Annotated in this window: 27 protein-coding genes, 1 tRNA gene and 1 pseudogene; 15 read left to right on the top strand and 14 right to left on the bottom strand. The window is 74.2% G+C overall.

Translation table 11 applies throughout. The annotated features are described in order from the left end of the window. The first annotated feature begins 169 nt into the window (after positions 1 to 169). Together ACFZCD_RS08650 and ACFZCD_RS08655 are read left to right on the top strand one after the other, a co-directional pair. Positions 170 to 1,468 carry a sensor histidine kinase gene (locus ACFZCD_RS08650; protein WP_391829066.1) on the top strand — a complete coding sequence of 433 codons (1,299 nt, stop codon included), beginning with the start codon at positions 170 to 172 and terminating at the stop codon, positions 1,466 to 1,468. Next, a complete protein-coding gene (locus tag ACFZCD_RS08655; protein ID WP_391829067.1) occupies positions 1,465 to 2,151 on the top strand; it encodes a response regulator in 687 nt (228 codons plus the stop codon). The genes ACFZCD_RS08650 and ACFZCD_RS08655 overlap by 4 nt, the downstream gene beginning before the upstream one ends. A gap of 228 nt (positions 2,152 to 2,379) precedes the next feature. Here the strand turns inward: ACFZCD_RS08655 and ACFZCD_RS08660 are convergent, their stop codons facing one another. Then, positions 2,380 to 3,498, bottom strand: coding sequence for a PP2C family protein-serine/threonine phosphatase (locus tag ACFZCD_RS08660; protein ID WP_391829068.1), 1,119 nt, complete (start codon positions 3,496 to 3,498; stop codon positions 2,380 to 2,382). A 183-nt stretch (positions 3,499 to 3,681) separates the two neighbouring features. On the opposite strand from ACFZCD_RS08660, the gene ACFZCD_RS08665 reads away from it, so the two are divergent. The 6 genes from ACFZCD_RS08665 to ACFZCD_RS08690 all read left to right on the top strand — a co-directional run bounded on the left by ACFZCD_RS08665 (position 3,682) and on the right by ACFZCD_RS08690 (position 10,153). Beyond that, positions 3,682 to 3,754: transfer RNA gene (locus ACFZCD_RS08665), tRNA-Ala, on the top strand. A gap of 85 nt (positions 3,755 to 3,839) precedes the next feature. Beyond that, entirely contained in the window at positions 3,840 to 4,943 is a 1,104-nt protein-coding gene (locus tag ACFZCD_RS08670; RefSeq protein WP_391829069.1) for a calcium:proton antiporter, read from the top strand. 133 nt (positions 4,944 to 5,076) lie between these two features. Then, entirely contained in the window at positions 5,077 to 6,177 is a 1,101-nt protein-coding gene (locus tag ACFZCD_RS08675) for a chitinase (RefSeq protein WP_391829070.1), read from the top strand. Positions 6,178 to 6,313: 136 nt separating this feature from the next. Further along, on the top strand, positions 6,314 to 6,790 hold the full coding sequence (locus tag ACFZCD_RS08680; protein ID WP_391829071.1) for a hypothetical protein: 477 nt from the start codon (positions 6,314 to 6,316) through the stop codon (positions 6,788 to 6,790). A gap of 248 nt (positions 6,791 to 7,038) precedes the next feature. Further along, the gene (locus ACFZCD_RS08685; protein ID WP_391829072.1) at positions 7,039 to 9,069 is read left to right on the top strand and encodes a M6 family metalloprotease domain-containing protein; all 2,031 of its coding nucleotides are present in this window, start codon (positions 7,039 to 7,041) and stop codon (positions 9,067 to 9,069) included. A 169-nt stretch (positions 9,070 to 9,238) separates the two neighbouring features. Then, positions 9,239 to 10,153 carry a universal stress protein gene (locus ACFZCD_RS08690; protein ID WP_391829073.1) on the top strand — a complete coding sequence of 305 codons (915 nt, stop codon included), beginning with the start codon at positions 9,239 to 9,241 and terminating at the stop codon, positions 10,151 to 10,153. Between the two features lie 66 nt (positions 10,154 to 10,219). On the opposite strand, the pseudogene ACFZCD_RS08695 reads toward ACFZCD_RS08690, so the two are convergent. Next, a pseudogene (locus ACFZCD_RS08695) lies at positions 10,220 to 10,612 on the bottom strand (serine hydrolase); the annotation flags it as partial. Positions 10,613 to 10,714: 102 nt separating this feature from the next. Here ACFZCD_RS08695 and ACFZCD_RS08700 point away from each other — a divergent pair. The 3 genes from ACFZCD_RS08700 to ACFZCD_RS08710 all read left to right on the top strand — a co-directional run bounded on the left by ACFZCD_RS08700 (position 10,715) and on the right by ACFZCD_RS08710 (position 12,497). After that, positions 10,715 to 11,227 carry a DUF3515 family protein gene (locus tag ACFZCD_RS08700; protein WP_391829074.1) on the top strand — a complete coding sequence of 171 codons (513 nt, stop codon included), beginning with the start codon at positions 10,715 to 10,717 and terminating at the stop codon, positions 11,225 to 11,227. A 120-nt stretch (positions 11,228 to 11,347) separates the two neighbouring features. Next, positions 11,348 to 12,166, top strand: coding sequence for a hypothetical protein (locus ACFZCD_RS08705; RefSeq protein WP_391829075.1), 819 nt, complete (start codon positions 11,348 to 11,350; stop codon positions 12,164 to 12,166). Between the two features lie 145 nt (positions 12,167 to 12,311). Next, positions 12,312 to 12,497 (top strand): hypothetical protein, encoded by a 186-nt coding sequence (locus ACFZCD_RS08710; protein ID WP_391829076.1) that lies wholly within the window; start codon positions 12,312 to 12,314, stop codon positions 12,495 to 12,497. A 179-nt stretch (positions 12,498 to 12,676) separates the two neighbouring features. Here the strand turns inward: ACFZCD_RS08710 and ACFZCD_RS08715 are convergent, their stop codons facing one another. The 9 genes from ACFZCD_RS08715 to ACFZCD_RS08755 all read right to left on the bottom strand — a co-directional run bounded on the left by ACFZCD_RS08715 (position 12,677) and on the right by ACFZCD_RS08755 (position 16,957). Continuing rightward, complete coding sequence (locus tag ACFZCD_RS08715; protein WP_391829077.1) at positions 12,677 to 12,943, bottom strand: gas vesicle protein K; 267 nt, start codon at positions 12,941 to 12,943, stop codon at positions 12,677 to 12,679. Beyond that, complete coding sequence (locus ACFZCD_RS08720; protein ID WP_391829078.1) at positions 12,940 to 13,137, bottom strand: gas vesicle protein; 198 nt, start codon at positions 13,135 to 13,137, stop codon at positions 12,940 to 12,942. Before ACFZCD_RS08720 ends, ACFZCD_RS08715 begins: the two co-directional genes overlap by 4 nt. Then, the gene (locus ACFZCD_RS08725; RefSeq protein WP_391829079.1) at positions 13,134 to 14,018 is read right to left on the bottom strand and encodes a GvpL/GvpF family gas vesicle protein; all 885 of its coding nucleotides are present in this window, start codon (positions 14,016 to 14,018) and stop codon (positions 13,134 to 13,136) included. The genes ACFZCD_RS08720 and ACFZCD_RS08725 overlap by 4 nt, the downstream gene beginning before the upstream one ends. Further along, positions 14,015 to 14,446 carry a gas vesicle protein gene (locus ACFZCD_RS08730; protein ID WP_391829080.1) on the bottom strand — a complete coding sequence of 144 codons (432 nt, stop codon included), beginning with the start codon at positions 14,444 to 14,446 and terminating at the stop codon, positions 14,015 to 14,017. Before ACFZCD_RS08730 ends, ACFZCD_RS08725 begins: the two co-directional genes overlap by 4 nt. Before the next feature lie 19 nt (positions 14,447 to 14,465). After that, positions 14,466 to 14,681: a gas vesicle protein GvpG gene (locus ACFZCD_RS08735; protein ID WP_391829081.1), complete on the bottom strand. Its 216-nt coding sequence runs from the start codon at positions 14,679 to 14,681 to the stop codon at positions 14,466 to 14,468. Next, the gene (locus tag ACFZCD_RS08740) at positions 14,678 to 15,394 is read right to left on the bottom strand and encodes a GvpL/GvpF family gas vesicle protein (protein ID WP_391829082.1); all 717 of its coding nucleotides are present in this window, start codon (positions 15,392 to 15,394) and stop codon (positions 14,678 to 14,680) included. The genes ACFZCD_RS08735 and ACFZCD_RS08740 overlap by 4 nt, the downstream gene beginning before the upstream one ends. Continuing rightward, on the bottom strand, positions 15,394 to 15,801 hold the full coding sequence (locus ACFZCD_RS08745; protein WP_391829083.1) for a gas vesicle structural protein GvpA: 408 nt from the start codon (positions 15,799 to 15,801) through the stop codon (positions 15,394 to 15,396). Before ACFZCD_RS08745 ends, ACFZCD_RS08740 begins: the two co-directional genes overlap by 1 nt. A gap of 57 nt (positions 15,802 to 15,858) precedes the next feature. Continuing rightward, a complete protein-coding gene (locus ACFZCD_RS08750) occupies positions 15,859 to 16,164 on the bottom strand; it encodes a gas vesicle protein (protein WP_391829084.1) in 306 nt (101 codons plus the stop codon). Positions 16,165 to 16,267: 103 nt separating this feature from the next. Beyond that, a complete protein-coding gene (locus ACFZCD_RS08755; protein WP_391829611.1) occupies positions 16,268 to 16,957 on the bottom strand; it encodes an HAD family hydrolase in 690 nt (229 codons plus the stop codon). 246 nt (positions 16,958 to 17,203) lie between these two features. Between ACFZCD_RS08755 and ACFZCD_RS08760 the strand changes: the two genes are divergently transcribed. Next, the gene (locus ACFZCD_RS08760; RefSeq protein ID WP_391829085.1) at positions 17,204 to 18,016 is read left to right on the top strand and encodes a maleylpyruvate isomerase family mycothiol-dependent enzyme; all 813 of its coding nucleotides are present in this window, start codon (positions 17,204 to 17,206) and stop codon (positions 18,014 to 18,016) included. Positions 18,017 to 18,112: 96 nt separating this feature from the next. Here the strand turns inward: ACFZCD_RS08760 and ACFZCD_RS08765 are convergent, their stop codons facing one another. Next, on the bottom strand, positions 18,113 to 19,339 hold the full coding sequence (locus ACFZCD_RS08765; protein WP_391829086.1) for an MFS transporter: 1,227 nt from the start codon (positions 19,337 to 19,339) through the stop codon (positions 18,113 to 18,115). A 195-nt stretch (positions 19,340 to 19,534) separates the two neighbouring features. On the opposite strand from ACFZCD_RS08765, the gene ACFZCD_RS08770 reads away from it, so the two are divergent. Together ACFZCD_RS08770 and ACFZCD_RS08775 are read left to right on the top strand one after the other, a co-directional pair. Then, the gene (locus ACFZCD_RS08770) at positions 19,535 to 20,293 is read left to right on the top strand and encodes a hypothetical protein (protein ID WP_391829087.1); all 759 of its coding nucleotides are present in this window, start codon (positions 19,535 to 19,537) and stop codon (positions 20,291 to 20,293) included. A 125-nt stretch (positions 20,294 to 20,418) separates the two neighbouring features. Further along, positions 20,419 to 20,586 (top strand): CsbD family protein, encoded by a 168-nt coding sequence (locus ACFZCD_RS08775; protein WP_391829088.1) that lies wholly within the window; start codon positions 20,419 to 20,421, stop codon positions 20,584 to 20,586. A gap of 71 nt (positions 20,587 to 20,657) precedes the next feature. Here the strand turns inward: ACFZCD_RS08775 and ACFZCD_RS08780 are convergent, their stop codons facing one another. Then, on the bottom strand, positions 20,658 to 23,255 hold the full coding sequence (locus ACFZCD_RS08780) for a SpoIIE family protein phosphatase (protein ID WP_391829612.1): 2,598 nt from the start codon (positions 23,253 to 23,255) through the stop codon (positions 20,658 to 20,660). Positions 23,256 to 23,630: 375 nt separating this feature from the next. On the opposite strand from ACFZCD_RS08780, the gene ACFZCD_RS08785 reads away from it, so the two are divergent. Next, entirely contained in the window at positions 23,631 to 25,106 is a 1,476-nt protein-coding gene (locus ACFZCD_RS08785; RefSeq protein ID WP_391829089.1) for an MFS transporter, read from the top strand. Here the strand turns inward: ACFZCD_RS08785 and ACFZCD_RS08790 are convergent. Continuing rightward, entirely contained in the window at positions 25,060 to 25,920 is an 861-nt protein-coding gene (locus ACFZCD_RS08790; protein WP_391829090.1) for an enoyl-CoA hydratase/isomerase family protein, read from the bottom strand. The genes ACFZCD_RS08785 and ACFZCD_RS08790 overlap by 47 nt on opposite strands. Positions 25,921 to 26,035: the final 115 nt, after the last annotated feature.

The raw sequence follows: 26,035 nt of genomic DNA on the forward strand, positions 1-26,035 counted from the left end.
GTCTCCGGCGTCATGAACGCGCCCCCGCTTTCTGTTTGTTCGTGCCGTGTGCAGTGCCCGGCAACCTTCGCCGGGAAAGGGCGGGCCGCACATCCCGGCCACGGGGGAAACCGCATCTGGCTCTTGCGGGGGAGGTTTCCGCCGGGACGCGGGTGCGATACTCCGCGGCGTGCGCACGCTCATATCCCTGCCGTCCGGCGCGAAAGCCCTCGGACGCCGGCTCCATCCGCTGCTCGGCGCCGCCTTCGGACTCCTGCCGCTCGCGGTGGCGGTCCCGGTGATCGCGGCCGTTGTCCCGGCCGGCCCGCCCGCTCCGGTCCGCGCCGGACTCCTCCTGGCCGTCTGGGCGGTGCTCTGCGGCGCGGCGGGCCTGCTGCCGTCCTCCCGTTCCCTGTCCGTACGCCTGGCCGACCGCCTGCTCGGTACGGAACTCGGCGCTCCGGGACCGGCGGAGGACGGGGCCGCGCGGCCGCACCGCTTCCGTACCGGCGTGTGGCTCGTCCTGCACGCGCTCGTGGGCGGCGCGTCGCTCGTCGTCACCGTCTTCCTGGTGATGGCCGCCGTCGCCCTGCCCGCCGTCTGGCTCCGCGGCGGAGACCGGATCACCCTGCTCGTGCCCACCGACGTGGCGGGCGGTGCGGCCGGGCTGTGGACACCGGTGGCCGCCGCCGCGCTTCTGGCGTCGGCGTGGGGCGCGGGCGCGGGGGCGGCCGCACTGCTCCGGCTGGCGGCCCCGCCGCTGCTCGGGCCGCGCCCCGACGAGCGGCTCGCCGCACTCGAAGGACACGTGCGGCTGCTCGCGCAACGCAACCGGCTCGCCCAGGAGTTGCACGACTCGATGGGCCACGCCCTGACCGCGTCCACGATCCAGGCCGCGGTCGCGAAGGAGCTCATGGACACCGACCCCGCGGCAGCCCGCCGCGCCCTCACGGGCCTGGAGGAGGCCTCGCGCGCGGCCATGGACGACCTCGACCACGTCCTCGGCGTCCTCCGCGAGGGCCGGGTCGCCCGGACGGCACCGCCGTTCTCCCTGACCGACCTGCACGCCCTGGTGGACCGCGTCCGCCGGACCGGGACGGACGTCGACGCCGGCATCACCGGTGACCTGACGGCCGTACCCGCGGCGGTGTCCCGCGAGGCGTACCGGATCGTTCAGGAAGGACTCACCAACGCCCTGCGGCACGGCGGCCGCTCCGCTCCTGTCCGGCTGCGGGTCGCGGCGACGGCGGCGTGGCTGGAGGTGGAGGTGGCCAACCCGGCGGCCGACCCGGTCGGCCGCCGGTTCGCCGCGCCGGCCGGCCGTCTCAGCGCAGGCCGCGCCCGTACCGGAGCGGCGCGAGGCGGGCAGGGGGTCACCGGCATCGCCGAGCGCGTGCACCTCCTGCGCGGCGAGGTCTCCTGCGGCCCGGGCCCCGCCGGCACCGGCTGGCTGCTCACGGCACGCATCCCGCTACGGTCGGCCCCATGACCACGACCGTCACCGTCCTCATCGCCGACGACGAGGAACTTCCCCGCACCGGCCTGCGGACCCTGCTCTCCGCCCGCCCCGGCCTCGACGTGATCGGCGAGGCCGCCGACGGCGCCGAGACGCTGGCCCTCGCCGCCTCCTTGCGGCCCGATGTCGTGCTGATGGACGTCCGCATGCCCGGCGTCGACGGGATCGAGGCCACCCGGCGGCTGCAGGACGCGCTCCCCGAGCCGCCCAAGGTCGTGGTCATCACCACCTTCGAGAACGACGAGTACGTGTACGACGCCCTGCGCGCCGGCGCGAGCGGCTTCGTCCTCAAACGGGCGCCGTCGGAACAGATCGCCCAGGCCCTGCGCCTGGTCGCCACGACCGACTCCGTCCTCTTCCCGGACGCCGTCCGCCGCCTCGTGGCCGCCCGCCCCGGCCCGCCGCCCCGCCCCGCGCGCGGCGTGCCCGCGCTCACGGCCCGCGAGGCCGAGATCCTCCGCCTCATGGCGAGGGGCCTGTCGAACCCGCACATCGCCGGCACGCTCGTGGTCAGCCTGGAGACCGTGAAGACCCACGTGAGCAACCTCCTGGCCAAACTGGGCGCCCGCAACCGCACGCAGGCCGTGATCCTCGCCTACGAGTGCGGATTCGTGATCCCGGGTGCGGGCGGCCCTGCGGAGACCCCGGCCGGCTGAGGCCGGCACGCGCCGGCGGGAGTGCGGCGCCCCGCGCCGGAAGCTGACCGCGACGCTGCTGTCCGGACGCGGTCCGGTGTTGCGAGGCCGGCACGCATGCGCATACCGATACGTACGGCTGCCGCTGTTGCAGCCGTCCCGGCGGCCTCGCGGGCCCCGCGCCGGACGCGCGCATTTCGGCTGGTGCCGTCCGTGCAAACGGGTGACGGCGGAGACGCGCGCGAGACGTCACGCGGAGTCCTGCGGGAGGCGCTCGATGGCCATGACGGCCACGTCGTCGTCGAGCGGCCGGCCCGCGTAGGCGATCAGGTCGCGGTGGAGGCGCTGCACGATCCCGTCCGGGCCGGACTCCTTCCACGCGGCGACCCGGTCGGCGAGGGGGTAGAACCGTCCGGCGGCGTCCCGGGTCTCGATGACGCCGTCCGTGTAGAGCAGCAGGACGTCGCCCGGGCGGTACGGGAACGACTCCGACTCGTAGTCCTCCTCCGTCAGACCGCCGGCCAGGCCGAGCGGCAGCGCGGGCTCGGCCACCGCCAGGGTGGCGACCCCGTCCCGGCCGAGGACGAGCGGGGGAGGGTGCCCGCAGTTGATCAGCCGGACCACCGGCTGGTGGTCGGGGATGTCCACGACCGCGGCGGTGATGAAGCCCTCTCCCGTCGCCGCACCGTTCCGCGGCTCGGCCATGTCCCAGTAGGTGGCGTTCTGCAGGTGCGCCACCAGCCGCGGCAGCGGCGGGTTGCGGTGCGCCGCCGCGCGGAACGCGCCGAGGAGGGAGGCGGCGTCCCCGATCGTCGGGAGGCCCTTGCCGCGCACGTCGCCGATCATGACCCGGGTGCCCTGGTCGGTCCGCGCGGCGGCGTACAGGTCGCCGCCCATCCGGGCCTCGGCCTCGGCGGGGGCGTAGAGCGCCGCGATCCGCAGGGGGCCCAGCCGCGACGGGACGGGCCGCAGCAGCACCTGCCGGGCCACCTCGGCCACCCAGCGCGCCTGGTTCAGCTGCTGCTCGTGCCGGGCCTGGGCCCGGCGGAAGAACACCAGGAAGACGGAGATGAGGAGCAGCGCGGCCACCTGGGCCTGGTGGTTCGGGGTCGTCAGCCCCCCGTGGAAGATCCCGATCATGACCTGGGCGGTCACGGCGAGGGCCCCGATGAGGCCGGTCAGCGCGGGTCCCTCGAAGGCCGCGGTGATGGCCGGGGCGGCGACGAGGAGGGGGCCCAGGTGGATGTCGGGCGGCGTCAGGAGGTCGACGACCACGACCAGCGCGATGAGCCCCAGGGGCACGAGGACCAGCGAGTGGCCGGCGCGCCACCACCGTCCGAGGCCGGACAACCTGCGCTGAAGGGGCATGAGTACTGCTTACCTTCTCGGTGACCTCCCCGCACACCTGCCGTATCGGCGATCCGGGCCCCGGCACCGGGCACCGTCACGCGTACGGAGCACCGTCAATTGCAGTGCCGATGGCCCGCTGCCGTCATGTAATATTGTCTGCGTCGCCAGGGAAACCGGGCGGCAAGCAGAACATCTGAACACGGGGCTATAGCTCAGTTGGTAGAGCGCCTGCATGGCATGCAGGAGGTCAGGAGTTCAATTCTCCTTAGCTCCACGTCCTCGAAGAGAGGCCGTCCACCACGGACGGCCTCTCTTCCGTTGTGCCGGGAGTCGATGGGCGATCTGCGAAGCTTGCCCCTATGAACTCTCGGTTCCGCTTGCTTGCCGAGCGCTGGCCGGCCGTCGTACCGGGGCTCGCCGCCCTCGTGCTGGCGCTCACGTGGGGACGGTCGCTGTCCGCCGGGCTGGTGGCCCTGGTGAGCTGCTGCCTGGCCGGGGCGGTGCTCGCCGCCGTGCACCACGCGGAGGTGATCGCCCACCGGGTCGGCGAACCGTTCGGGTCGCTCGTCCTCGCCGTCGCGGTGACGATCATCGAGGTGGCCCTCATCGTGACGCTGATGGCCGACGGCGGCGACAAGAGCAGCTCCCTGGCGCGTGACACGGTCTTCGCCGCCGTCATGATCACCTGCAACGGGATCGTCGGCCTGTCCCTGCTGGTGTGCGCGCTCAGACGGCGGGTCGCGGTGTTCAACGCGGAGGGCACCGGCGCCGCCTTCGGGACGGTGGCGACGCTGGCGGGCCTGAGCCTGGCCCTGCCGACCTTCACCACCAGCACGCCCGGGCCGCGGTTCTCCCCGGCCCAGCTCGTCTTCGCCGCCTCCGCCTCGCTCGTCCTCTACGGCCTGTTCGTCGCGACGCAGACCGTACGGCACCGCGACTACTTCCTGCCGGTGACCGCCGAGGGCGAGGTCATCGACTCCGGCGACCACCACGCCGGACCGCCGCCGGCCCGGACCGCCCTCACCAGCCTGGGCCTGCTCGGCGTCGCCCTGGTCTCGGTGGTCGGCCTGGCCAAGGGCGTCTCCCCGGCCATCGAGTCCGGCGTGGCCGCCGCCGGCCTGCCGGCCTCGGTCGTCGGCGTCGTCATCGCGCTGCTGGTCCTCCTCCCCGAGACCATCGCGGCCCTGCGCGCCGCCCGCCGCGACCGCGTCCAGACCAGCCTCAACCTCGGCCTCGGCTCGGCCATGGCCAGCATCGGCCTGACCATTCCCGCGGTCGCGGTGGCCTCCGTGTGGCTCCCGGGCCCGCTCGTCCTCGGCCTCGGCGCCACGCACATGGTGCTCCTCACCCTCACGGTCGCCGTCGGCACCCTGACCGTGATCCCCGGCCGCGCGACCCCGCTGCAGGGCGGGCTGCACCTCTCGCTCCTGGCGGCCTACGTCGTCCTGGCCGTCAGCCCCTGACCCCTCCGGCCACCCATCAGGCTTTGCCCCTTCCGGCCTTGACCCTTCCGGCTTGGTCCAGACCTATTGACGGCGGCCTGGAGCGGTTTTAGCGTGCGACTCCTTTCGAGTGTCCTCGTCGAGGGGGTCGGGCATGACCGGTCGGATGGTGCGTCTGCTGGGGGCCGGCCTGGTCGCGGCCGTTGCCCTCCTCGGGCAGGCGGCGCAAGGCGTGCGGACCGAGGCGCGTACGGAGGTGACGGCGCATCGGCAAGCGGCAGGTGACGTGCCCGGGGCCGGCACCTGTCCCGTGCAGCCGAGACCCGCGGGCAAGGTGCTCCAGGGCTACTGGGAGAACTGGGACGGCGCGGCGAACGGCGTCCACCCGCCGTTCGGCTGGGTTCCGGTCACCGACCCCCGGATCCGCGAGCACGGCTACAACGTGATCAACGCGGCCTTCCCCGTCATCCACCCGGACGGCACGGTGCTGTGGGAGGACGGGATGGACGCGACGGTGAAGGTCCCCACCCCGGCCGAGATGTGCCGGGCCAAGGCCGCGGGCGCCACGATCCTGATGTCGATCGGCGGTGCGGCGGCCGGCATCGACCTCGGCTCCAGTGCGGTCGCCGACCGGTTCGTGGAGACCGTGGTGCCGATCCTCAAGGCGTACAACTTCGACGGCATCGACATCGACATCGAGACCGGCCTCACCGGCAGCGGCAGCATCGGCACCCTGTCGGCCTCGCAGGCCAACCTCATCCGCATCATCGACGGCGTGCTCGCCCGGATGCCCGCGGGCTTCGGCCTGACGATGGCGCCGGAGACGGCGTACGTCACGGGCGGCAGCGTGACGTACGGATCGATCTGGGGCGCCTACCTGCCGGTCGTGAAGAAGTACGCCGACAACGGCCGCCTCTGGTGGCTGAACATGCAGTACTACAACGGCAACATGTACGGCTGCTCCGGGGATTCGTACTCCGCCGGGACGGTGGAGGGCTTCACCGCGCAGACCGACTGCCTCGACAAGGGCCTCGTCGTCCAGGGCACCACGATCAGGGTTCCGTACGACAAGCAGGTTCCCGGCCTGCCCGCGCAACCCGGCGCCGGGGGCGGCTACATGACGCCCGGACTGGTGGCGCAGGCCTGGAACGCGTACCGCAACGGCCTGAAAGGGCTCATGACCTGGTCGGTCAACTGGGACGGCTCGAAGGGGTGGAGCTTCGGTGACAACGTGAAAGCGCTGCAAGGGCGCTGACGCCGCCCCATGCGGCGTTCCCTCGGCCCCGGGCGCGCCGGGAAGCCCGTCGCGCCGGGGCCCATCGGTCATCGGTCCGTCAGCCCACCGCTAGAATGCGGCGTTTGTTCGAATCGATGAGCCGTGGGGGGACCACATGAGGGCGAGACTGAGAGAGACCGCGGAAGAGCTGGCCGGGCTGCTGTGGCGGGAGTACATCGTCTACCGGGACCGGGCGGGGGAGGTGGTGATCCGGGGCGAGCACGTGCAGCGCTGGATCAGCCTCGCTCCCAGCGGCGGCAGCGACGAGATCCTCGTCCGCGCCGGGCGCATCCTGGACGGCGGCACCACCGCTCCGGCGCGCTCGGAGGCGGTCGTGCCGCTGTCGGCGGGCATGGGCGAGCTCGCCGCGGCCTGCCGCCGCCTCCTCGCCGACACCGCGGCCGCCGCCGCGCCGAGCGACCCGGCCGCGGCGAGGGGCGGCCGCCCGAAGGCCGGGAAGAAGGCGAAGGCCCCGAAGGACCGCTCCGGGCGACGGAGCCGCCACACGGGCTTCGGCTCCTGGGTCGTGATCGCGTGCGTCGTCGGCGTGGCCGGGCTCTGCGCCTACCGGATCGTGCTGAACGGCGGGTGAGCGGAGCCCGCTGAGGGTGCCGCGCGGCAGCACCGGGGTCACGTAGGCGCTCTGGCGTCGCACCTGACCCCGGCTCTACCGTGGCCCGTGGGCACGGGCGCGTTTCTCCGCGCCGAAGCCAAGGGCTTGTCATGAACTTGACATCCACCGGGCGTCTTGTGTCCCACGTTCCGCGCCCCGCCCTGCTGTTGCCCGTCATTCCCGCGTCCCGCCACCCGTGACCGATGACTCCAGGCAAGAGGTGAGCCGTGTTCCTGCGCCGCAGACGCGCCCGTCGACTGCGCCGACTCAGTGTCGTCGCCCTCCTCCTCGGCGTCGTCGCCGCCGTCGCCGCCGGGCCCGCCCGGGCGACGCCCGACGCCGCCTCCCGGGGCCCGCTGCCCCTCGTCCAGCCGATCGACCCGCAGCACTGGCGCAACCCCGACGACATGACCTGGGCCGAGTACCGCTCCGTCCCCGGTACGGACTGGGCGAACCCCGCCCGCGTGCCCACGCAGCGCAAGTTCAAGGGAGCGCTCGTCCTGCTGGACTACCCCGACGAGGACTTCTCGGTCACCAAGCCCGCCGGGGCCGCCCGGTTCGGCAACCCGCTGCCCAGCGCGTCCGGCATCCCGCGCGACCGGCTGGCCCGGTTCTACGAGGACTTCCTCAACAAGCCCGGTGCGCTCAACCACGGGCACACCATCAACGAGTACTGGATGGAGGACTCCGGCGGCCGCTTCGGCGTCGGCCTGACCGCCTTCGGCGCCTACCGCATGCCGGGGAAGTCGTACCAGTACGGCATCGAGCCCGGCATGAACCCCGGCGCCTGCCCCGTCGGCGACACCTGCGGCAAGGACATCCGCGCCGACGGCAAACGGGCCTGGATCGCCGACGTGGGCGCCGGCAGGGCGAGCGAGTTCGACTTCGTCTTCTACCTCACCGCCGGCGTGGACGAGTCCTCGGCCTGGCAGGAGTTCGGGCCGATGAAGTTCCGGTCCGCACAGGACGTGCCGGCCGCCTGGGGACCCCCGTCGCCCCTCGCCTCCGGCCTCAACGCCGCCAAGACCCGCTACGTGCCGTGGACGTCCTGGCAGGCGGCCGCCCGCATCTGGCCCAACGCCGCGGACGGCTCCTCCACCCAGGCCGAGAGCTCCGGCATGGCCACCTTCGCCCACGAACTCAGCCATATCCTGGGCATCGGCGACAACTACAACAACCCCTACGGGACGCCGCTCAGCCGCTCCTACACCGGCATCTGGGGCATGCTCTCCCGCGGCTCGTTCAACGGCCCCGGCGGACCGCACAACCGCTGGCAGATACCCGCCACCGCCGGCGGCTCCATGGGCGCCCAGCACGTCCTGCGCGACAAGATGAAACTCGGCATCGTCGACGAGAAGAACGTCCTCCGCCTCGACCGCGACGCCCTCAAGAACTCCGGCCTCGTCGTCGCCCGCGTCACCGCCCGCTCCGCCCCGCCCGGTGAGAAGGGGCTGACCGGCGTCAACATCAGCATGGGCCGCGACCTGTCCCCGGCGTGCGACCGCACCACCGACCCCCTGTGCGACGGCGGCGGCTACGACAACTACACCGTCGAGGTCGTCGACCGCATGGGCACGGACTCCTTCACCCCCGACAGCGGAGTCCTCCTCAGCAAGACCAAGAACGCCGACCGCGCCCCGTTCGCCTGGGTCGTCGACGCCCACCCCGAGGACATCGGCCTGGTGGACTTCACCCGCCCCGACGGCACCCCGCAGAAGATCACCGTGGGGGACTACCGGCAGCTCAGCGACGCCCTCTTCCACGCCGGCGCCGACTCGGGCAGCTCCTACGAGTACACCGACGAGGCGAACCGGCTGCACTTCTACGTCCTGAACGTCCAGCGCGACGCCACCGGCGTGCTCTCCTACGACATCGGCGTCAAGTCCCTGGACGGCGCGGGGCCGCAGGTCCGCGGTGTCGCCCTCGGCAAGGGCACGGTGAAGCGCGGACCCGAGCGGGGCCGCGCCGTGTGCACCTTCGGCCTCGCCAACACCGGGAAGGCCGCTCCGCAGGGCGATCCGGCCCCGTCCTCCGACGTCTACCGCCTGTCCGCCACGGCCACGGGGCGCGGCTGGTCCGCCTGGCTCCCCAACCGCCTGTCCGCCGCGGCCTCCGGCACCTCCGTCCCCGTCGACGTCGCCGTCACCGCCAAGCCCGGCGCCGACCGCAAGGGAACCGTCACCCTCACGGCACGCTCCGAGAGCGACCCCGGCAAGACGGCGAAGGCCACGTGCTCGCTGTCGAAGGCGGGGAGGTGACGCCGGGACCCGTTCCGCCGGCCGGCGGCATCCGGAGCTGCCGGGTGCCGTGATGTCCAGGCGGAGTCACTCGTCCGTGTGGCCGGTCGCTGCGGCCCCTGCCCCGGGGCCGCCCGCGGCCGGACAGTGGCCGGGACGAGAAAAACTTCGCCCGCCCCATGGAGGCCCTGTGACCGGCGTGATCACCGTTGGCGTGGACGGCAGCGAGCACGGCGGAGCCGCGGCGGACTGGGCCGCCGCCGAGGCGGCGCGCCGGGGCACGGAGCTGCGCCTGGTCCACGCCTGGGTCCGGCGGCCCCTGGACCTCCCGGTCACCGTGGACACCGAAGCGCAGCAGCGCTGGGCCGAGAGCCTGCTGCGGGAGACCGTGACCCGGGTGGCCGGGCAGCGCCCCGGCCTGCCCGTCACGGCCCGGCTCCTGCCGGCCGACCCGGTGCCCGCGCTCGTCGCCGAGGCGGCCGAGGCCGACATGCTCGTCCTCGGCTCGCGCGGCCACGGAGCACTGATCGGCTATCTGATCGGCTCCATCGCCCTGCACGTGCTGCGCCAGGCCAGAGGACCGGTCGTCCTCGTGCGCAGCCGCGGCGGGGCGCAGGAGGCGGCCGAGGCGATCGGAACGGGGACGGCGGAAGCGGGGCCGGGGGAGACGGGGACGGCGGACGAGGAGGTGCTGGCCGGTGTGGGGGAGGAGGCCGACGGCGTCCTGGAGTTCGCCTTCGCCGCCGCGGCCGCACGCGGAGCGACGCTGCGGGCCGTACGCGCCTGGACGCTTCCCCCGGTCACCGACTGGGGACCCGGCTCCATGCGGCTGGCCGACGAATCCGGGGGCCTCGCCGCGCTCGAGGAGAAGCGGCTGACCGACGCGCTCGGGCCGTGGCGCGCGCGGTACCCGCAGGTCCGCATCGTCGAGCACGTGGAGATGGGGAGCGCGGCGCAAGTGCTCCTGTCCGTCTGCGGACGCGCCTCCCTCATGGTCGTCGGACGCCACGTCTCCGGCCTCTACGGCATCCAGCGCATCGGGCACGTGGCCCATGCGGTCCTGCACCACGCGCCGTGCCCCGTAGCGGTGGTTCCCCATCCGTGAACGGCTCCTGACGGCCCGTCGGAGGCGAGTGCCGGGCTGTCAGGAGCCGTGCGGACTCCGTTCCCGTCAGCCGAGGGCCGCCGCCAGGATTTCGGCGGTCCTGGCGACGAGGGGGCTGTCCCCCTGGGCGCCGGCTTCGTGCTTGGTCGTGAGGACGGACATGACGATCGGCGCCCCGTTCGGGGGCCGGACGATGCCCACGTTGTTGCTCGTCCCGTACGAGCCGGCGCCCGTCTTGTCCGCCACGGTCCAGCCCGCCGGGACGCCCTTCCTGAACTTCTCGGTGCTGGTGGTGTTGGCGAGCAGCCAGCCGGTCAGGCGCTTGCGGTCCGCGGGGTCGAGCACGTCGCCGAGGACGAGGCGCGCGTAGGTCCGGCCGATGGCGCGGGGGCTGGTGACGTCGGCCTTGCGGTCGGGCTCCGCCGAGTTCAGCGCCGGCTCCCACCGGTCGAGCCGGGTCCGCGACGGCGAGTTCCTCGCCCGGCGCATCCGCCCCGGATGGACCGACTGGTTCCACTTAAGTGCCGTCCGGCCTCATTTGTGGCGGCATATGATCACGCGGTGAAGAACTGGTGCCGCCGCGTGGGCGGGCTGTCCGTCGTCGGGGCGCTCCTCGTGGTCGCCGGCTCGTCGTCGACGGCCGGTGCCGCGGCCCGTGCCGTGCCCCGGCCGTCGGCGCGGGAGGCCGCCCACTGCCGTGCTCTGCATGCCGCGCTGCCCACCGCCGTGGCGGGTCTGGAGCGGCGGGCCTCCCGGCCCGCGTCGGAGTTCACGGCGCAGTGGGGTGAACCGGCCGTCTTCCTGCGCTGCGGAGTGCCGCACCCCGAAGTCCTCATGGTCGGCTCCAGGAGCTACGACCGGTACGCGGCGGCGTGGGACATCGGCGGCATTGCGTGGTTCCCGGAGCAGCAGGAGGACGGCGGCGTCCGCTTCCTGGCCACCCACCGCGCGGCCTGGGTCGAGGTGACCCTGCCGAAGGAGTACACCGGTGGCGCGGGGGAGGTCGACGGGCCCGGCGTCCTCGCCGCACTCGCCGCAGCCGTTGCGAAGACGATCCCCGAGGGCTACGTCTGACGCGGCCTCAAGGTGCGCTCCGGAGGGTACCGACGCCCGGTCGGTGCGGTGCTGCCGGTTCGCGCGCGGTGAGGTGCGAACTCGTTTACGGACGGGGCCTGGTGGGGTAGGACCTGGCCCATGGGGAGAGCCTTCCGGAGAGTCACTCGTGCTGCTGTCGCGCTCGCCGTCGCCTGCGCCGGAGCCCTCGCGGCCGCGCCCGCGGCGCCCGCCGCCCAGGCCGCCGCGACAGTGGGCGCCTGCAGCATGGACACGGCTGCGCAGGGCATTGCGACGGCTCCGTCCGGAGGCCCGGTGGAGGTTCCGCGCGCCGACGGCCGGACCGACCAGTTCCAGGTCTTCTACGACGCCACCGCGACGCAAGGACTGCCGTTCGTGTGGCACCGCGGGCAGAACGCTCCCGGCGGGCCCTACGGGGCCTGGGAGCGGGTGAGCTCCGGCACGGTCGGCCCCAAGGCGAGCTTCGTGACCGCCACGGAGAACGCCGCGGGCGGCCTGGAGGTCTTCTGGCTCGATCACGGCGGCTTCTGCCACTCCGTGCAGGGAGCGGCGGGCGGGCCGTGGTCCGCGCCGGAGGACTTCGGCCTCCAGCCGTCGCCCTACCACGGCTTCCTCGTGCTCTTCAAAAGGTCGAACGGGACGCTCATAGCCATGGCGTCCTCCGGCAAGCCGGACCGGTCCATGGAGTCGCGCACCCAGCTGAGCTCCGACGGCGTCTGGCGCCCGGTGGCCGCCATGGGCAAGGTGCCCGAGGACATCGTGGGCCTGGGCCAGCCGAGCACCGTCACCGAACTGCCCGACCGCCGGCTGAAGGTGACCGCCCGCGAGTGGAACCGCGACCGCTACTGGCAGATCACCGAAGCGGCCCCGGATGACGGCATGCCGCGCGGATGGTGGCCGGCACAGTGGCAGCTCTGCGCGACATCCCGGTGCGATTGACCAGCGGGTATGCCTGACCCGGCCGGTCCGTGCTTTCCCGGCGGGGGCCGCAGGCCGGTCCGCGGGGGCCGCCGGCCGGTTTAGGCGGGCGGAGCCCGGGCACCCGACGGGTTCCAGCACCTGTGGTCACCAGGAGGAACGCACGATGGACCGGGGAAGCAGCAAGCACGGCGCCAAGCGGGACGACGAGCTGAAGAGGGAAGTGCAGGAACTGACCCGGTCGGGCCGGCCGACCCGGACCGAGGAGTGGCGCGACGCCGAACCCCTGGCCATCGAGGAGCCGGAAGGCGAGCCGGGCGCAGCACCCGGGGCCGGCGAGCGCGGCGCTTAGGGGGCGACTGGAGCGGGAAACGCGGGCCGGGCCGGTTGGTGACAACCGGCCCGGCGTCGCGCGTCGCGCGGGCGGTCCGTCCCGCCGGGCGCCGCGCTCACCGCGTCAAGGATCCCGGAAGCGATCTGTTCCTGGAGGCGCCGCCTGCCCGAAGGCTCACAGCAGCGAGGCTTACAGGCTCATAGCAGTGTTCCCAGCGGCCCCAGGTCGAGGTTGAGGTCCTCCGGCCGGAGGCCGTGCAGGGCGCACAGCTCCTCCATGTGCCGGGCGAGGGCCATGAGGGTCTGGCCGATCCGTTCTTCCTGCTCCTCGGTGAGGTCGCCCGCCTCGGCGCGGCGCAGCGCCTGCCGTTCCATCAGCTGCCGCAGCAGTTCCACGACGGTCAGCACCAGGCGGGCCAGATCGCGCTCCGCCGTGTCCCGGTCCAGCTCCACCCGGCGCGTCATGACCCGGCCTCCCACGGTGCGGGCACCGCCGCGTTGACGGAGCTGATGAGGGCGTGCAGGTCGATGCGGACGAGGTCGACGTCGGCGATCCGCAGAGTGAGGTCGCCGGCGATCACGACGCCGCCCGCCAGGAGCCGGTCGAGCAGGTCGACCAGGGCGGGGCCGCGTTCGGCGGGCCGGTCGCTGCCGGTCACGGGACCTCCGCGGTGATGCCGGCCCCGTCGGCCCCGGCAGTCCCGGCAGCGTCGGTCCCGGCAGTCCCGGCGGCCCCGGCGAAGGAGTACGGGGCCCAGGGGCCGGTCAGGTCCACGCGCATCCCGTCGTCCGGGGCGCGCTCCGCCAGCCGGGCTACGGCCGACGTGAAGCGGGAGCCGTCCTCGCGGCCCACGAGATAGGCGGCGTTGAGGACGTTGCGTCCCGTCCGGCCGGAGAGCCGGGGATTCTGCGGCGGGTGGAGCCGGTTCTCCCGGGCGAGGGCCGTGAGGGCGGAGTGGATACCACGCGCGACCTCGTCCTCGTGCCGTGCTCCCTCCTGGGCCGCCCGCCGTTCGGCGGCGCGGAGGCGGAGGTAGTCGCGGCCGGACGTGGCGGCGCGCGGCGTGTTCTCGTGCGGTCCGTTCCCGCGTGGCGCGGTGGCCGTCTCCGCGGGCGGCGCCGTGCCGAGGGCGTAGACCTTGACGCCCCATTCGGTGCAGCCGTCCAGCCGGTCGAGGGCCGCACGCAGCTGTTCGTGGCGGGCGTCCACCATGGCGCGGACGCCCGCCTCGTCGTGGAAGACCGTCGCCAGGCGCAGCGGCAGGACGCCCGGGGCCACGTCGGCGGCCGCACTGATCACCCGCTGGTGGGCGCGGGCCGTGCGTTCCAGCCAGTCGAGGTCCTCCAGATTCGCCGCCAGCTGCTCCTCGCCGTGGTCCGCCGCCGGCACCGGACCGGCGAGGACCATGAGGTCCCGGTGGTGCAGGGCGCGCACGCGCCCGCCGGCGACGCCGGACACGGTGTCCAGGGCGCCGGCGACGGCGCCGGACGCCCGGACGACGGCGTAGGCGTACAGATAGCGCGGGGCGGTGCTCGTCACCCTGATTCCTCCTGCCGTTCCTCCGGCCCGGTCCGTTTCTGCCGCCCGGCCCGTTTCCGCGGTCCGGTCCGTTCCTCAGGCCCGGCCTGTTCTTCAGGCCCGGTCCCTTCCTCCGGTCCGGTCCGTTTCTCCAGTTCGGCGACGCGCGCCGCCAGGCGGCCGATGTCGTCACCGTTCCTCTCCACGGACTCCGCGCGGCGTGCGCGGGAGGAGAGCGAGGGGTCGCTCTCCCACCAGTCGATCCCCATCTCCTTCGCCTTGTCGACGGAGACGACGATCAGCCGCAGCCGGATGGTGAGGAGCTCGATGTCGAGCAGGTCGACGCGGATGTCGCCCGCGATGACGATGCCCTTGTCGAGCACCCGTTCGAGGATGTCGGCGAGATTCGCCGGGCCCTGCGCGGGCACCGCCGCCGTTCGCTCGCTCATGTCGCTCCGCTTCCGCCGCTCATGTCGCCCCGTTTCCGCCGACCGGCCCGCGCACGTGCTCCAGGCGGTCGAGGAGGGCGTCCTCCAGCCGGTCGAACTCCTCGTCGTCGATGCGGCCCGCCGCCCTGCTCTCCTCGAGCGCCTTGAGCTCGCCGCGCACCACGGCCGGGTCGTAGTACAGGCGCTCCGCCTCCTCCACCACGCGGCGCAGCACCCAGCCGACGAAGCCGATCATTCGACGAAGCTGTAGGGCGGCAGCGGGCCGTGGACCGTCAGCTCCAGCTGGGGGTGGGCCTTCTCGAGCCGGCGGACCTCCTGGACCAGCTTCTGGGCGGCGCTCTCGCCGACGAGGTAGGAGGCGTTGAGGAAGCACCCGGAGTTCTCCGGCCCGGTCCGCTCCTGCTCCGCCAGCGGTGCCAGCGTCTCGCGCACCAGCGCGGCGTCGCGCCCCTCGCGCTCGCGCACCTTCTGGGCGACCAGCTCGCCGAAGCGCAGCCGCTGTTCGTACGAGCCGCCGCCCTCGGCCCGGTTGGCCGCGGCCAGGCTGCGCAGGCCCGCGTCCTCGGCGAGGACGAGGTGGAGGACGGCGTCCTCCCGGTGGACGGCCTTGACGTTGTACTCGAAGCGGCCGTCGAGCTTCGTCAGCTGCTCGCGGTAGCGGTCCGCGTGCTCGTCGAGGACGCCGCGGACGCGGTCGTCGCTGTCGGAGAGGCTGCCGAAGCGCATGGGCAGGACGGGGACGTGCCGGCCGACCTCGCTGACGACGTTCTGGTGGGCCAGCAGGTCGCGCCGCTTGGGGCGCAGCCGCTCGGGGCAGTCGCTGACCACCGCGGCCAGGTCGTCGTGGGTGATCAGGCGCACGGGCAGCGGCGGGTCGCCGATCCCGGTGAGGTCCTCGGGCAGCCTGGTGTCGCCCGGGCGCGCGATGCCGTAGACGTAGGTGCTCACTACTCCTCCTCCTTCTTGCGGGAGGCGGCCGAGCGGCTGCTCGAGGTGTCCTTGCCGCGCACCGAGCGGACGGTGTCCTGCACGGTCTGCGCGGCTCCGGAGAGCGCGCCCTTGGTCTTCCCGCGGGCCCCGCTCTCGGTCATCTGGCCCACCACGTCGGGGAGCCCGGCGCTCTTGTGCGGGCCGGCCTCCAGGTCGAGGCGGTTGCACGCCTCGGCGAACCGCAGGTACGTGTCGACGCTGGCGACCACGACACGTACGTCGATCTTCAGGATCTCGATGCCGACCAGCGAGACGCGGACGAACGCGTCGATCACCAGTCCGCGATCGAGGACGAGTTCCAGGACGTCGTACAGGCCGCTGGTGCCGCCTGCGCCGCCGCCCTGCTCCACAGGGACAACACTCATCTCGGACAGCTTCCCCTCGCCCCCGGGGGCCGGACCGGCCCGGTGCGCGCGCAGGTGTCAGCGGGATCCGGTCCTGCCGCGTTCGTAGCGCCGGACGCGGCGGTAGCCGGTGAGCAGGCCTTCGGCGTCGAGGGTCACCTCGTAGAGCGCGATCACGCTCATCGTCTCGGGGACGCGGGCGATCTCGACCACCTCGGTCTCCAACTCCCAGCCGTCTTCGGTGCGTTCGAACCGGGAGATGCCTTCCGGGCGCAGTCCGGTCAGTTCGGCGAACTGTTCGTGGGCCGCGCGCAGAACCTGCGGTGCCGTTAGGGCCGGCTGGTCCGGCCCGGGGGATTCCTTGGATGGCTTCGGATCAGTCATGGGGCCTCGTATCTCTCTTGGGGCCTTGCTCTCCGGCTACCACCGCTCTGGTGTTCCAAACCCACGGACCGCGAGGAGACGCCGGGCGCGGCGCGGGCCGGCCCTACTCCATGCGGGCGAACGGGCTGTCGTCCAGGCCGGCGAGCAGCGCCGCCGGGTCCCGGTAGACGGCGACCGCCCCGGCCGCCTCCAGTTCGGCCTTGCCGATGCCGCCGGAGAGCAGGGCGATGCAGTCCACGCCCGCCGCGCGCGCGGCCTTGACGTCCCAGACGGTGTCACCGACGAACAGCGCCCGGTGCGGCGGCACGCCGGCCTGCTCCAGCGCCCGGTGGACGGGGTCGGGGGCCGGTTTGCCGGCGTCGACGTCGTCGGCGCTGGTGGCGGCGAGGATCGCGTCGTCGGCGCCGATCGCGCGGCGCAGCGCCCGCAGTTCGGACCCCTCGGCGGAGGTGGCCAGGACGACCGACCAGTCCCGGTCGGCAAGGGCGCGCAGCAGCGCGGCGGCACCCTCGAGAGCGGGCAGCCGTTCGAACCACGTGGCGTAGAGCGTCTTGTGCGCCGCGCTGAGGGCCTCGTCCTGCTCCCGGTCGCGGTCCTCGCCGAGCAGCCGGTCCATCAGCCGGCCGGAGCTCATGCCGACGGTGTGGTGGATGTCGGTCATCCGCACCCGGTGGCCGGCCTGGCGGAAGGCCTCCCACCAGCTGACGGCGTGCAGGTAGTTGGTGTCGACGAGGGTGCCGTCCACGTCGAAGACCGCCGCTTTCGGGTGCGGGGAGCGGGCGGCGGTGGTCATGTCGTCATAAGCCGTCACGGTGCTCTCCTTCGCCGGTGACCGGGGACGGTCTTCCCCTTCCCCGGATGAGCGGGGAGGATCTTCCCCCTTCCCCGGGTGAGCGGGGAGGGGCCACGCCCCGCCACGCTGGCACATCCTCCGGGCGGACGCCCGCCGCCCGTACTCCGTACGGCCCCCGGGCGTGCGGGGCGGCCGCCCGGCCGGGCAGGTTCCCCGCGGGACGGTCCCGGACCGTACCGTGGCCCCATGAGTCCCCTGAACTTCGACCGCTTCTGCGCCGAAATCCCCGCGCAGACGGATCTGTTGAGGTCGCACGTCAAGGGCGCCGGCATGCGGGCCCCCGTGCCCTCCTGCCCCGGCTGGAACCTCGGGCAGCTGCTGCGGCACGTCGGCGGAGCCCACCGCTGGGCCGAGGAGATCGTCCGGACCAGGGCCACCGGACCCGTCCCCGACGACCTGGTCGGCGACGCCGCCCTCGCCCGCCACGCCGACGAGGACGGCGCCGTGCTCGACGCGTGGCTCGCGGAGGGCGCCGAACGCCTCGCGCGGACGCTGCGCGAGGCGGGGCCCGATGCGGAGGTGTGGTCGGTGACCGGAGAGCGCACCCCGGCCTTCTGGGCCCGCCGCATGACGCACGAGACGGCCGTCCACCGGGCCGACGCCGCGCTGGCCGCCGGCACGGACTACGACCTCGGGGAGGACGTCGCCCTCGACGCCCTCGACGAGTGGATGACGTTCAGCACCTTCCCCGAGGCCGTCGAGGCCCCGCCGGGCGCCCCCGCCCTGCTCGGGCCCGGCCGTACGCTGCATTTCCACGCCACCGGCCCGGCGCCGGGCACGACCGCGGGGGAGTGGCTGGTCGACCTCACCGGCGCCACCGCCCGCTGGAGCCGCGGCCACGCGAACGCCGCCGTGTCCGTACGCGGCTCGCTGACCGACCTCGTGCTGTTCCTCTACCGGCGGCCCACGCCCGGCGGGAGCGGCGGCGTCGAGATCCTCGGCGACGAGCCCCTGCTCGACCTGTGGCTGGAACGCGCGGGATTCTGGCTGAAGGAGTGACCGGGGTGCTCTGCGGGACGGGCGGTGGGTGAGTCGCCGTCTTCCTGCGGGCGGGGACGCCCTAGGGCTCGGGCGGACCCTACGGCTCGGGTGGCCCTACGGCTTGGGGCCGGGCGGTGCCGCCGCCCGTATCGCGGGCAGCGCCAGCACCACGCCGACCGCCACCAGCTGCCACACCGCTCCGAACCCCAGCACCCCCTGCGTCCCCAGGAGCACGGACAGCGGCCCCGCCGCGGCCAGCCCGACCGGCCCCAGGGCGAACGCCCCGAACGAGCCGTAGGCGCTGACCCTCGCCAGCGCCTCCGGCGGCACCTGGCGCTGGGTGGCGGTCGCGTAGAAGATCCCGCTGAGCGCCGTGCCGGCGCCCGCGGCCAGCGCCGCGGCGCATATCCAGGGCAGCGGCCGCCCGGTGGCGAGCGCGGCGGACGGCAGCGACCAGCCCAGCGTGGCGGCCGTGGCCAGGAGGAGCGGCCGGCGCGGCCGGCGGCCGAGCACGGCGACGCCGCCGGCCACCGCGCCCGCCCCGTACGCCGCCATGACCAGCCCCCACGCCGCCGCGCCGCCCAGCCGCTCCTCGGCGACGACCGGGCCGAGCACGAGCAGCGGCGCCCACACGAAGAGGTTGAACAGGCACACGTGCGCCGACGTGACCCACAGCCAGGTGCGCGAGCGGAACTCGGTCCAGCCCTCCCGCAGTTCTGCGGCGAACGAGGCGCTGCCCGCCGTCCGCGGGCCCGGACCGGGCAGCAGGGCCAGCGCCACGATGCTCACCCCGTAGCTGGCGGCGTCCAGCGCGAGCACGCAGGACGGCCCGGCGACCGCCGTCAGGACGCCCGCCAGGGCGGGCCCCGCGACGGACGCCGCCGAACGCGCCACGCCCAGCAGGGCGTTGGCGTCGGAGAGCGAGTCCTCGCGGACGATGCGGGGCACGAGCGCGTCCAGCGCGGGGGTGAAGAGGGCCTCCGCCGCACCCCACAGCGCGACGAGAGCGACCAGCAGGCCGAGGCGCGGAAGTCCGCCGAGCAGGGCCAGGGCCAGCCCCGCCTGGGTCAGGCAACGCAGGGCGTCGGCGGCCAGCATCACCTGACGGCTGCCCAGCCGGTCGGTGACGACGCCGCCCGCGAGCAGGACGAGGACGAGCGGCAGGATGCGCGCCGTGAGGACCCAGCCCAGCTCGCTCCCGGCGCCACCCGCCCGCAGAACCGCGAAGGACAGGGCGATCGAGGCCATCGACGACCCGAGCAGCGACGTGGCGTAGCCGGTGAAGAAGAGGCGGAAGGGCCGCTCGCGCAGCACCGCGGGCGGACGGAGATCAAGTGACATGCAGGCAGGGTGCAAGGCCCGCGAACGGACACGCTAGGACCCGGCGAAATGAAGCTGAGCCGAGGAGGGTCAACTTATGCTGTTGTCAGACCCGCCAGAGGAGTTGTTTACTGCGGTCCACGGGATCATTTACCGCGGTCCGCCGGCCGCTGCCGCGGTCTCCCAGCCGTTCGACCCTCCGGAGGACAGGGCGCCGTGAACCGTCCCGTCGAGTACGCCGTCGCCGTCGAGCGGTACCTCGCCGCTTCCGCCCTGCGAGCCGGCTCGCGCCGCATCTACGGCATCGCCCTGGCGACCTGGGCCTGGGCGCTGGCCGACCGCACACCGCCCGTCGGCGAGGACCGCCGCAACGCCCTGCCCCCGTCCGTCCCGCTGGCCCTGCTCGACGCCCCGCACGCCGCCGCCCGGCTGCGCGCCGCCTTCCTCGCCCGCTCGGCGTCCGTCGGCCCCCGTACCGCCAACCGGGAACTGTCCGTCCTCGGCACCGCGGTCGCCTGGTGGCGCGCCCGGGGCTGGGTGTCCGGCGACCCGGTCGCCGGGCTGCGCCCGCTGCCCGTGCCGAAGCGGCAGGACACGGCGGGCCCGCTGGCCCCGTCCGAGGCCGCCGCCGTGCTCGCCCTGCCCGCCCCCTTGCGGGAACAGGCCTTCTGGCACCTGCTGCACGACACCCGCGCCCCGGTCGAACGCCTCCTCGCCCTCGACGTCGACGACCTCGACCTCCCCGGCCGCCGCACCAGGACCCGCAGGCACCCGCCCCTGCAGTGGGGCGACGGCACGGCACGGCTGCTCCCCCTGCTCACGCTCGGCCGCGTCGGCGGGCCGCTGTTCGCCACCGCCCGCGGCCGCCTCTCCTACCGCCGCGCCGCGGAGGCGTTCACCGCCGCCACCCGCCCCCTGGACCCGCGCGGCCGGGGCTGGACGCTGCGTCAGCTGCAGGCGGCGGGGGAGCGGTAGCCCGGCGCCGGGCACCCGCGCTCGGCCGGCTCCGTGCGCGCCCGGCGCTGCGGTTGCGGGCCGGGGGGACCGGTCAGAGGGTTGATTGCGGCAGAACCCCTCACCGCACACAGGGAGGCCCGGTCATGGGCAAGGCGAAAGCGAAGGCCAAGCAGGTCAAGGGCAAGCTCAAGGAGAGCGCGGGCAGCGCGACCGGCGACAAGAAGATGGAGGCCGAGGGCCGGGCCGAGAAGCTGTCGGGCAAGGTGCAGGAGTCCGCGGAGAAGACCAAGAAGTCCATGCGCGGGCGTTAGGCGCCTGCGGGGTGCTTCCAGGACGGGCCGGTTCCGCCGGCCCGTCCTTCGCTGTCCCCCCGGCGCCTGCCTCACGGCAGCGGCTGCTCCGCCCAGATCACCTTGCCCTCCGGCGTGTACCGCGTGCCCCAGCGGTCGGCCAGCTGGGCGACGAGGAACAGGCCCCGGCCGCCCTCGTCCTCCGCCGCCGCGTAGCGCAGGTGGGGTGAGGTGCTGCTGCTGTCGGCGACCTCGCAGATCAGGGTCCGGTCGCGGAGCAGGCGGACGCGGACCGGGCCCGAGGCGTGGCGGATGGCGTTGGTGATGAGCTCGCTGAGGATCAGCTCGGTGGTGAACACGGCCTCGTCCATGTCCCACTCGGACAGCTGCCGGGTGACGTCCGCGCGGGCGCGGGAGACGACCGCGGGGTCGGAGGGCAGTTCCCACTCGGCCGACCGGTCGGGCGCCAGGAGGCGGGTGCGGGCGACGAGGAGGGCGATGTCGTCCCGCTGCCGGGCCGGGAGGAGGGCACTGATCACGGCGTCGCAGGTCTCCTCGGGCGTGCGGCCGGGGTGGGCCAGCGTGTCGCTGAGGATGGCGAGACCCGCGTCGATGTCCCTCTTTCGGTCCTCGATGAGGCCGTCGGTGTAGAGCACGAGACTGCTGCCCTCGGGCAACTGCAGCTCCCCGGCCTCGAAGGGCAGCCCGCCGAGCCCCAGCGGCGGCCCGGCGGGGAGCTCGGGGAACTCGACCGTGCCGTCGGGGTGGACGAGCGCCGGCAGCGGGTGCCCGGCGCGGGCCATGGCGCACGTGCCCGTGGCCGGGTCGTAGATCGCGTACAGGCAGGTGGCGCCGGCGATCGGCACCTCCCCGTCCACGTCCGACGCCTCCTGGTCGATGCGCCCGACCAGCTCGTCGAGATGCCCGAGGAGCTCGTCCGGCGGCAGGTCCAGGGCGGAGAAGTTCTGCACGGCCGTACGGAGCCGGCCCATCGTGGCGGCCGCGTGCAGGCCGTGGCCGACGACGTCGCCGACGACCATGGCGACGCGCGCCCCCGGCAGCGGGATGACGTCGAACCAGTCGCCGCCCACCCCCGCCTGGGCCGGCAGGTAGCGGTAGGCGATGTCGAGGGCGTTCTGCTCGGGCAGGCCGCGCGGCAGCAGGCTGTGCTGCAGCGTGACGGCCATGGCGTGCTCGCGGGTGAAGCGCCGGGCGTTGTCGATGCACACCGCCGCCCGCGCCGCCAGCTCCTCGGCCAGGGACAGGTCGTCCTCCTCGAAGGTGTCGCTGCCCTGCGTGCGCCAGAAGTTGGCGATGCCCATCAGCACGCCGCGCGCCTTGAGCGGCACGGTGATCATGGAGTGGAAGCCGTAGTCCAGTATGGCCTGCGTCCGCTCGACGTCCTGGGTGCGCCAGCCGGACGAGGCCGCGAGGTCCGGCACGAGGACGGCCTTCCCGCTGAGGAAGCCCATGGCCTGCGGCGTGGGCGCCGCGAACCGGTGCAGCTCGCCCGCCCGGTAGAGGGGGTGGTCGTCGCGGACGCCGGCGAGCGCCACCCGGCGCAGCTCGGGCGCGTCGCCGCCGGCCCCGTAGCGGGGCTCGTCGCCGCGCAGGACGGGTTCGGCGAGGTCGACGGTGGCGTAGTCGGTGAAGCGGGGGGAGGCCACCAGGGTGAGCTCCTCGGCGGTGCGCTGCACGTCGAGGGTCGTCCCGATGGCCACGCTCGCGTCGTACAGCAGCTTCAGCCGCTCGCGCGCGGCCTCGGCCTTCCCCGCGAGGGCACGCAGCTCGGTGGAGTCGCGCAGGGTCGCGACGCTGCCGGGCGGGCCGCCCCGGTGGTCGGTCGGCCGGTTGTTCACCGCGAGCAGCCGGTCCCCGACGGGCAGCACCTGGTCGTTGGCGACGCGCCGGGACCCCAGCAGCTCCGCCATCCGGGGGTCGAGGTCGAGGCCGGCGACCGGGCGCCCCTCCACGTCCTGCGGCAGGTCCAGGAGCCGGCGCGCCTCGTCGTTGGCGAGCAGGACCCGGCCGTCGCCGCCGACGATGACCACGCCCTCGCGCACCGCGTGCAGGACCGCGTCGTGGTGTTCGTACATCCGGGTCATCTCGGAGGGGCCCAGGCCGTGCGTCTGGCGCCGCAGCCGCCGGCTGACCAGGGCCGCGCCGCCCGTGGCCAGGGCGAGCGCGGCGCCGCCGGCGAGGAGGACGAGCGGCAGCTGCCGGTCGACGGCGCTGCTCACGGAGCTGACCTTCAGCCCGGACGAGACGAGGCCCACCACGTTGCCGCGGTCGTCCTCGACCGGGACCACGGCCTGCACCTCCTCGCCCAGGGGGCCGTGGACGCTCTCGATGGTGACGTGACCGGCCTGGGAGGGCCCGATCGTGCCGATGAAGGGCTTGCCGATGAGCTCGGGCCGGGGGTGGGTGTAGCGGATGCCGTCCCGGTTCATCACGACGATGAAGTCGACGCCGGCCTCCTTGCGGGCGGCCTCGGTCAGCGGCTGGAGCACCTTGCTGGGGTCGGGCCCGTGCAGGGTCGCCACCAGACCCGGGCCGTGGGCGAACGCCTGTGCGGCGGCGAGCGATCGGTCGCGCGCCGCCTGGAACCTGTCGCTCCGCGCCTGGAGCACGAGCGTGACCACCGCGGCGACGACGAGCAGCAGGACGATCAGCAGCTGCAGCAGGAACATCTGACCGGCGACGCTGCGGCCGCGCGCCACCGACCGGAGACGTCCGGCCGGCGGCACTCGCGAGCCGTGGCGCGTCTGCCGCGGCTCACGCGTGCTGTCTCGGCGCCGACCGGTGAACCAGCGGCCCGAGGGCCCCGAGGAGCGGTCCCGGATTCGGGCCATATCCCATGTCTACCCCGCCGACCCCCGCGGCGCGAACGGGAGGGGCCGCCGGGGCGCTCTCCACGCGCCCCCGACGCCATGACTTTGGGTAATCGTTACCCCCGGGGAGGCCCGGGCGTCCTTGCCGGGCCCGGACCGGCGTCATAGAGTGTCCGCCCTCCGCCAGGGGCACGTTCCCCGGCCTGTGCCCGACGTCCTCTTGGTGAGGTCACCGTGAGCAGCCAGCCCCCGTTACCCCCCTCGCGCCCCTTACGCCGCAGGTCCGTCGCCGCCGTCACCCTGGTCGGGGCGTTCGTGGCCTTCCTCGACGCGACGATCGTCAACATCGCGGTCCCCGACATGGCGGCGTCCTTCCCGCACGACTCCCTGGGGGACCTCTCCTGGGTGCTCAACGGCTACAACATCGCCTTCGCCGCCTTCCTCGTCCCCTTCGGGCGGCTCGCCGACCGCTGGGGCCGCAAGCGGTCCTTCCTCCTCGGCCTCGGCGTGTTCACCGTGGCCTCGGGGCTGTGCGCCCTGGCCGGGAGCGTGCCGGTGCTCGTGGCGGCGCGGGTCGTCCAGGCGATGGGCGGCGCCCTGCTCGTCCCCACGTCGCTGGCGCTGCTCCTGGAGGTCTTCCCGGCCGGCCGCCGGGCCGCGGCCGTCGCCGCGTACGGAGCCGCCTCGGCGGCCGCGGCCGGGATCGGTCCGTCCGTGGGCGGCGTGCTGGTCGCCGCCCGGGGCTGGGAGCTGGTGTTCCTGGTCAACCTGCCGCTGGGCGCCGTGACCGCCGCGGCCGGCCTGCGGCTCCTGACCGAGAGCCGCGAGCCGCGCGGCCTGTCCTTCCCCGACCTGGCGGGGGCCACCGCCCTGGGGACCGCCGTCGGGGCCCTGGCCGTCGCCGCGGTCAAGGGCCAGGACTGGGGCTGGGGGTCGTGGCCCACGCTCGGCTTCCTGGCCCTCGCCGCCCTGGCGCTGCTCGCGGTGGCCCTGCGCTCCGCGCGCCACGCCGCTCCGGTGGTCGACCCGGCGCTGCTGCGGCTGCGGTCCTTCTCCGTGGCCAACGCGGCGTCGCTGCTCTTCGCGGTCGCGTTCTTCGCGACCCTGCTCTGCAACGTCCTGTACCTGACCGCCGTGTGGGACTACTCGGCGCTGCGGGCGGGCCTCGCCGTCACGCCCGCGCCGATCGCCGCGTCCCTGGTCGCCCTGCCGGCCGAGCGGCTGGCCCGCCGCGCGGGCTTCCGGGCCGTCTGCGTCGCCGGGATGCTGGTCTTCGCGGCCGGCGCCTGCCTGTACGGGACGTGGATCGGGCCGCACCCCGACTTCCTCGGCGAGTGGCTGCCGGTCAGCGCCCTCACCGGGCTCGGGGCCGGGGCGAGCCTGCCCGCCCTGGGCGCGGCGGCCCTCGCCGACGTTCCTCCGGCGCGGTTCGCGGTCGGCACCGCCGGCAATTCGGCGGCCCGGCAGACCGGCGCCGTGCTCGGGGTCGCGCTGCTGGTCGCGGCGGTCGGCACGCCCGCTCCGGACGCCCTGCGCCACGCGCTGCAGCGGGGCTGGCTGCTCGCCGCGGCGAGCACGGTGCCGGCGATCGTCCTCACCCTCTGCCTGACCGGCGGAACGGGCCGGACGGGCCGGAGCGGCCGGGCACCCGGCGCCGCGGAGGTCAGTGCCCCCGGAACCGCGGCCACTCTCCGTCGAGCAGAGCCGTGATGCCGTGCCGCATGTCCTGCGAGGCGACGCCCTCCGCGAAGTCCCTCCGCTCCAGTTCGAGATGGTCGGCGAGGCCGGTCGACAGGCTCCGGTCGAGCAGCCGCTTGGCGCTGCGGACGGCGTGCGGCGCGGCGTCCGCCAGCTCGCGCAGCCGCGCCAGGCCCGCCCCGATCAGCTCGTCCGGCTCCACCACCGCGCTCACCAGCCCCTCCCGCAGCGCCTGGGCGGCCCGTAGCACCGGCTGCTCCAGCAGCAGGGTGAGCGCGCGCGGATAGCCCACCACGCGGGGCAGGAACCAGGCCATCCCCGCATCGGTGGACGCGCCGATCGCCCCGTACGCGAAGTGGAACGACGCGCGCCGCGAGGCCAGGCGGAGGTCGCAGGCGAGGGCCAGCGAGAAACCGGCCCCCGCCGCCTGGCCGTTGACCGCGGCCAGCACCGGGCAGCCGATGGACCGTACGGCGAGCACGACGTCGGCGAGCAGCGACGTCAGACGATCGCCGTAGGCGGCGGCGTCGAAGGAGTCACTCGACAGGGCCCGGTGGTACGCGCGGACGTCACCGCCGAGCGAGAACGCCTTCCCGGCGCCCGTGAGCAGAACGCCGCGCAGCGCGGTTTGCGCCGCCAACTCCCGCAATGCGGAACGCAGCTCTACGAGCAGCTCCGCGTTCATGGCATTACCCGTAGCGGGGCGATTGAGGGTCAGCAGGGCGATCCTGTCCTGCGTTTGCACCTGCACGCACCGCGATTGCGGTGGTCCGGCACCTGTCAAATCCGCCGCCCCCACCGCCTCCGCCGCCGAATTCTCTTCCATGGGGGCGAGGTTAGACAGGACAGCTGTAACCGACAAGAAGTCAAGAACAACTAGTGACTTTCCAAGATCACCGTTCTATGGTCCAGACAGCAACGCCCAAAGGGCTCAGCACGGT

It is taken from the genome of Streptomyces sp. NPDC008001 (assembly GCF_042958085.1).
In the GTDB taxonomy this organism is placed as follows: domain Bacteria; phylum Actinomycetota; class Actinomycetes; order Streptomycetales; family Streptomycetaceae; genus Streptomyces.

Bases quoted from the DNA above. Each gene is read 5' to 3' on its own strand.
- ACFZCD_RS08780 (WP_391829612.1), bottom strand. From the start codon at position 23,255: ATGTTCCTGCTGCAGCTGCTGATCGTCCTGCTGCTCGTCGTCGCCGCG.
- ACFZCD_RS08675 (WP_391829070.1), top strand. From the start codon at position 5,077: ATGACCGGTCGGATGGTGCGTCTGCTGGGGGCCGGCCTGGTCGCGGCC.
- ACFZCD_RS08710 (WP_391829076.1), top strand. From the start codon at position 12,312: ATGGACCGGGGAAGCAGCAAGCACGGCGCCAAGCGGGACGACGAGCTG.
- ACFZCD_RS08735 (WP_391829081.1), bottom strand. From the start codon at position 14,681: ATGATCGGCTTCGTCGGCTGGGTGCTGCGCCGCGTGGTGGAGGAGGCG.
- ACFZCD_RS08765 (WP_391829086.1), bottom strand. From the start codon at position 19,339: ATGTCACTTGATCTCCGTCCGCCCGCGGTGCTGCGCGAGCGGCCCTTC.
- ACFZCD_RS08775 (WP_391829088.1), top strand. From the start codon at position 20,419: ATGGGCAAGGCGAAAGCGAAGGCCAAGCAGGTCAAGGGCAAGCTCAAG.
- ACFZCD_RS08745 (WP_391829083.1), bottom strand. From the start codon at position 15,801: ATGAGTGTTGTCCCTGTGGAGCAGGGCGGCGGCGCAGGCGGCACCAGC.
- ACFZCD_RS08715 (WP_391829077.1), bottom strand. From the start codon at position 12,943: ATGACGCGCCGGGTGGAGCTGGACCGGGACACGGCGGAGCGCGATCTG.
- ACFZCD_RS08705 (WP_391829075.1), top strand. From the start codon at position 11,348: ATGGGGAGAGCCTTCCGGAGAGTCACTCGTGCTGCTGTCGCGCTCGCC.
- ACFZCD_RS08760 (WP_391829085.1), top strand. From the start codon at position 17,204: ATGAGTCCCCTGAACTTCGACCGCTTCTGCGCCGAAATCCCCGCGCAG.
- ACFZCD_RS08655 (WP_391829067.1), top strand. From the start codon at position 1,465: ATGACCACGACCGTCACCGTCCTCATCGCCGACGACGAGGAACTTCCC.
- ACFZCD_RS08790 (WP_391829090.1), bottom strand. From the start codon at position 25,920: ATGGAAGAGAATTCGGCGGCGGAGGCGGTGGGGGCGGCGGATTTGACA.
- ACFZCD_RS08755 (WP_391829611.1), bottom strand. From the start codon at position 16,957: ATGACCACCGCCGCCCGCTCCCCGCACCCGAAAGCGGCGGTCTTCGAC.
- ACFZCD_RS08670 (WP_391829069.1), top strand. From the start codon at position 3,840: ATGAACTCTCGGTTCCGCTTGCTTGCCGAGCGCTGGCCGGCCGTCGTA.
- ACFZCD_RS08750 (WP_391829084.1), bottom strand. From the start codon at position 16,164: ATGACTGATCCGAAGCCATCCAAGGAATCCCCCGGGCCGGACCAGCCG.
- ACFZCD_RS08680 (WP_391829071.1), top strand. From the start codon at position 6,314: ATGAGGGCGAGACTGAGAGAGACCGCGGAAGAGCTGGCCGGGCTGCTG.
- ACFZCD_RS08660 (WP_391829068.1), bottom strand. From the start codon at position 3,498: ATGCCCCTTCAGCGCAGGTTGTCCGGCCTCGGACGGTGGTGGCGCGCC.
- ACFZCD_RS08730 (WP_391829080.1), bottom strand. From the start codon at position 14,446: ATGAGCGAGCGAACGGCGGCGGTGCCCGCGCAGGGCCCGGCGAATCTC.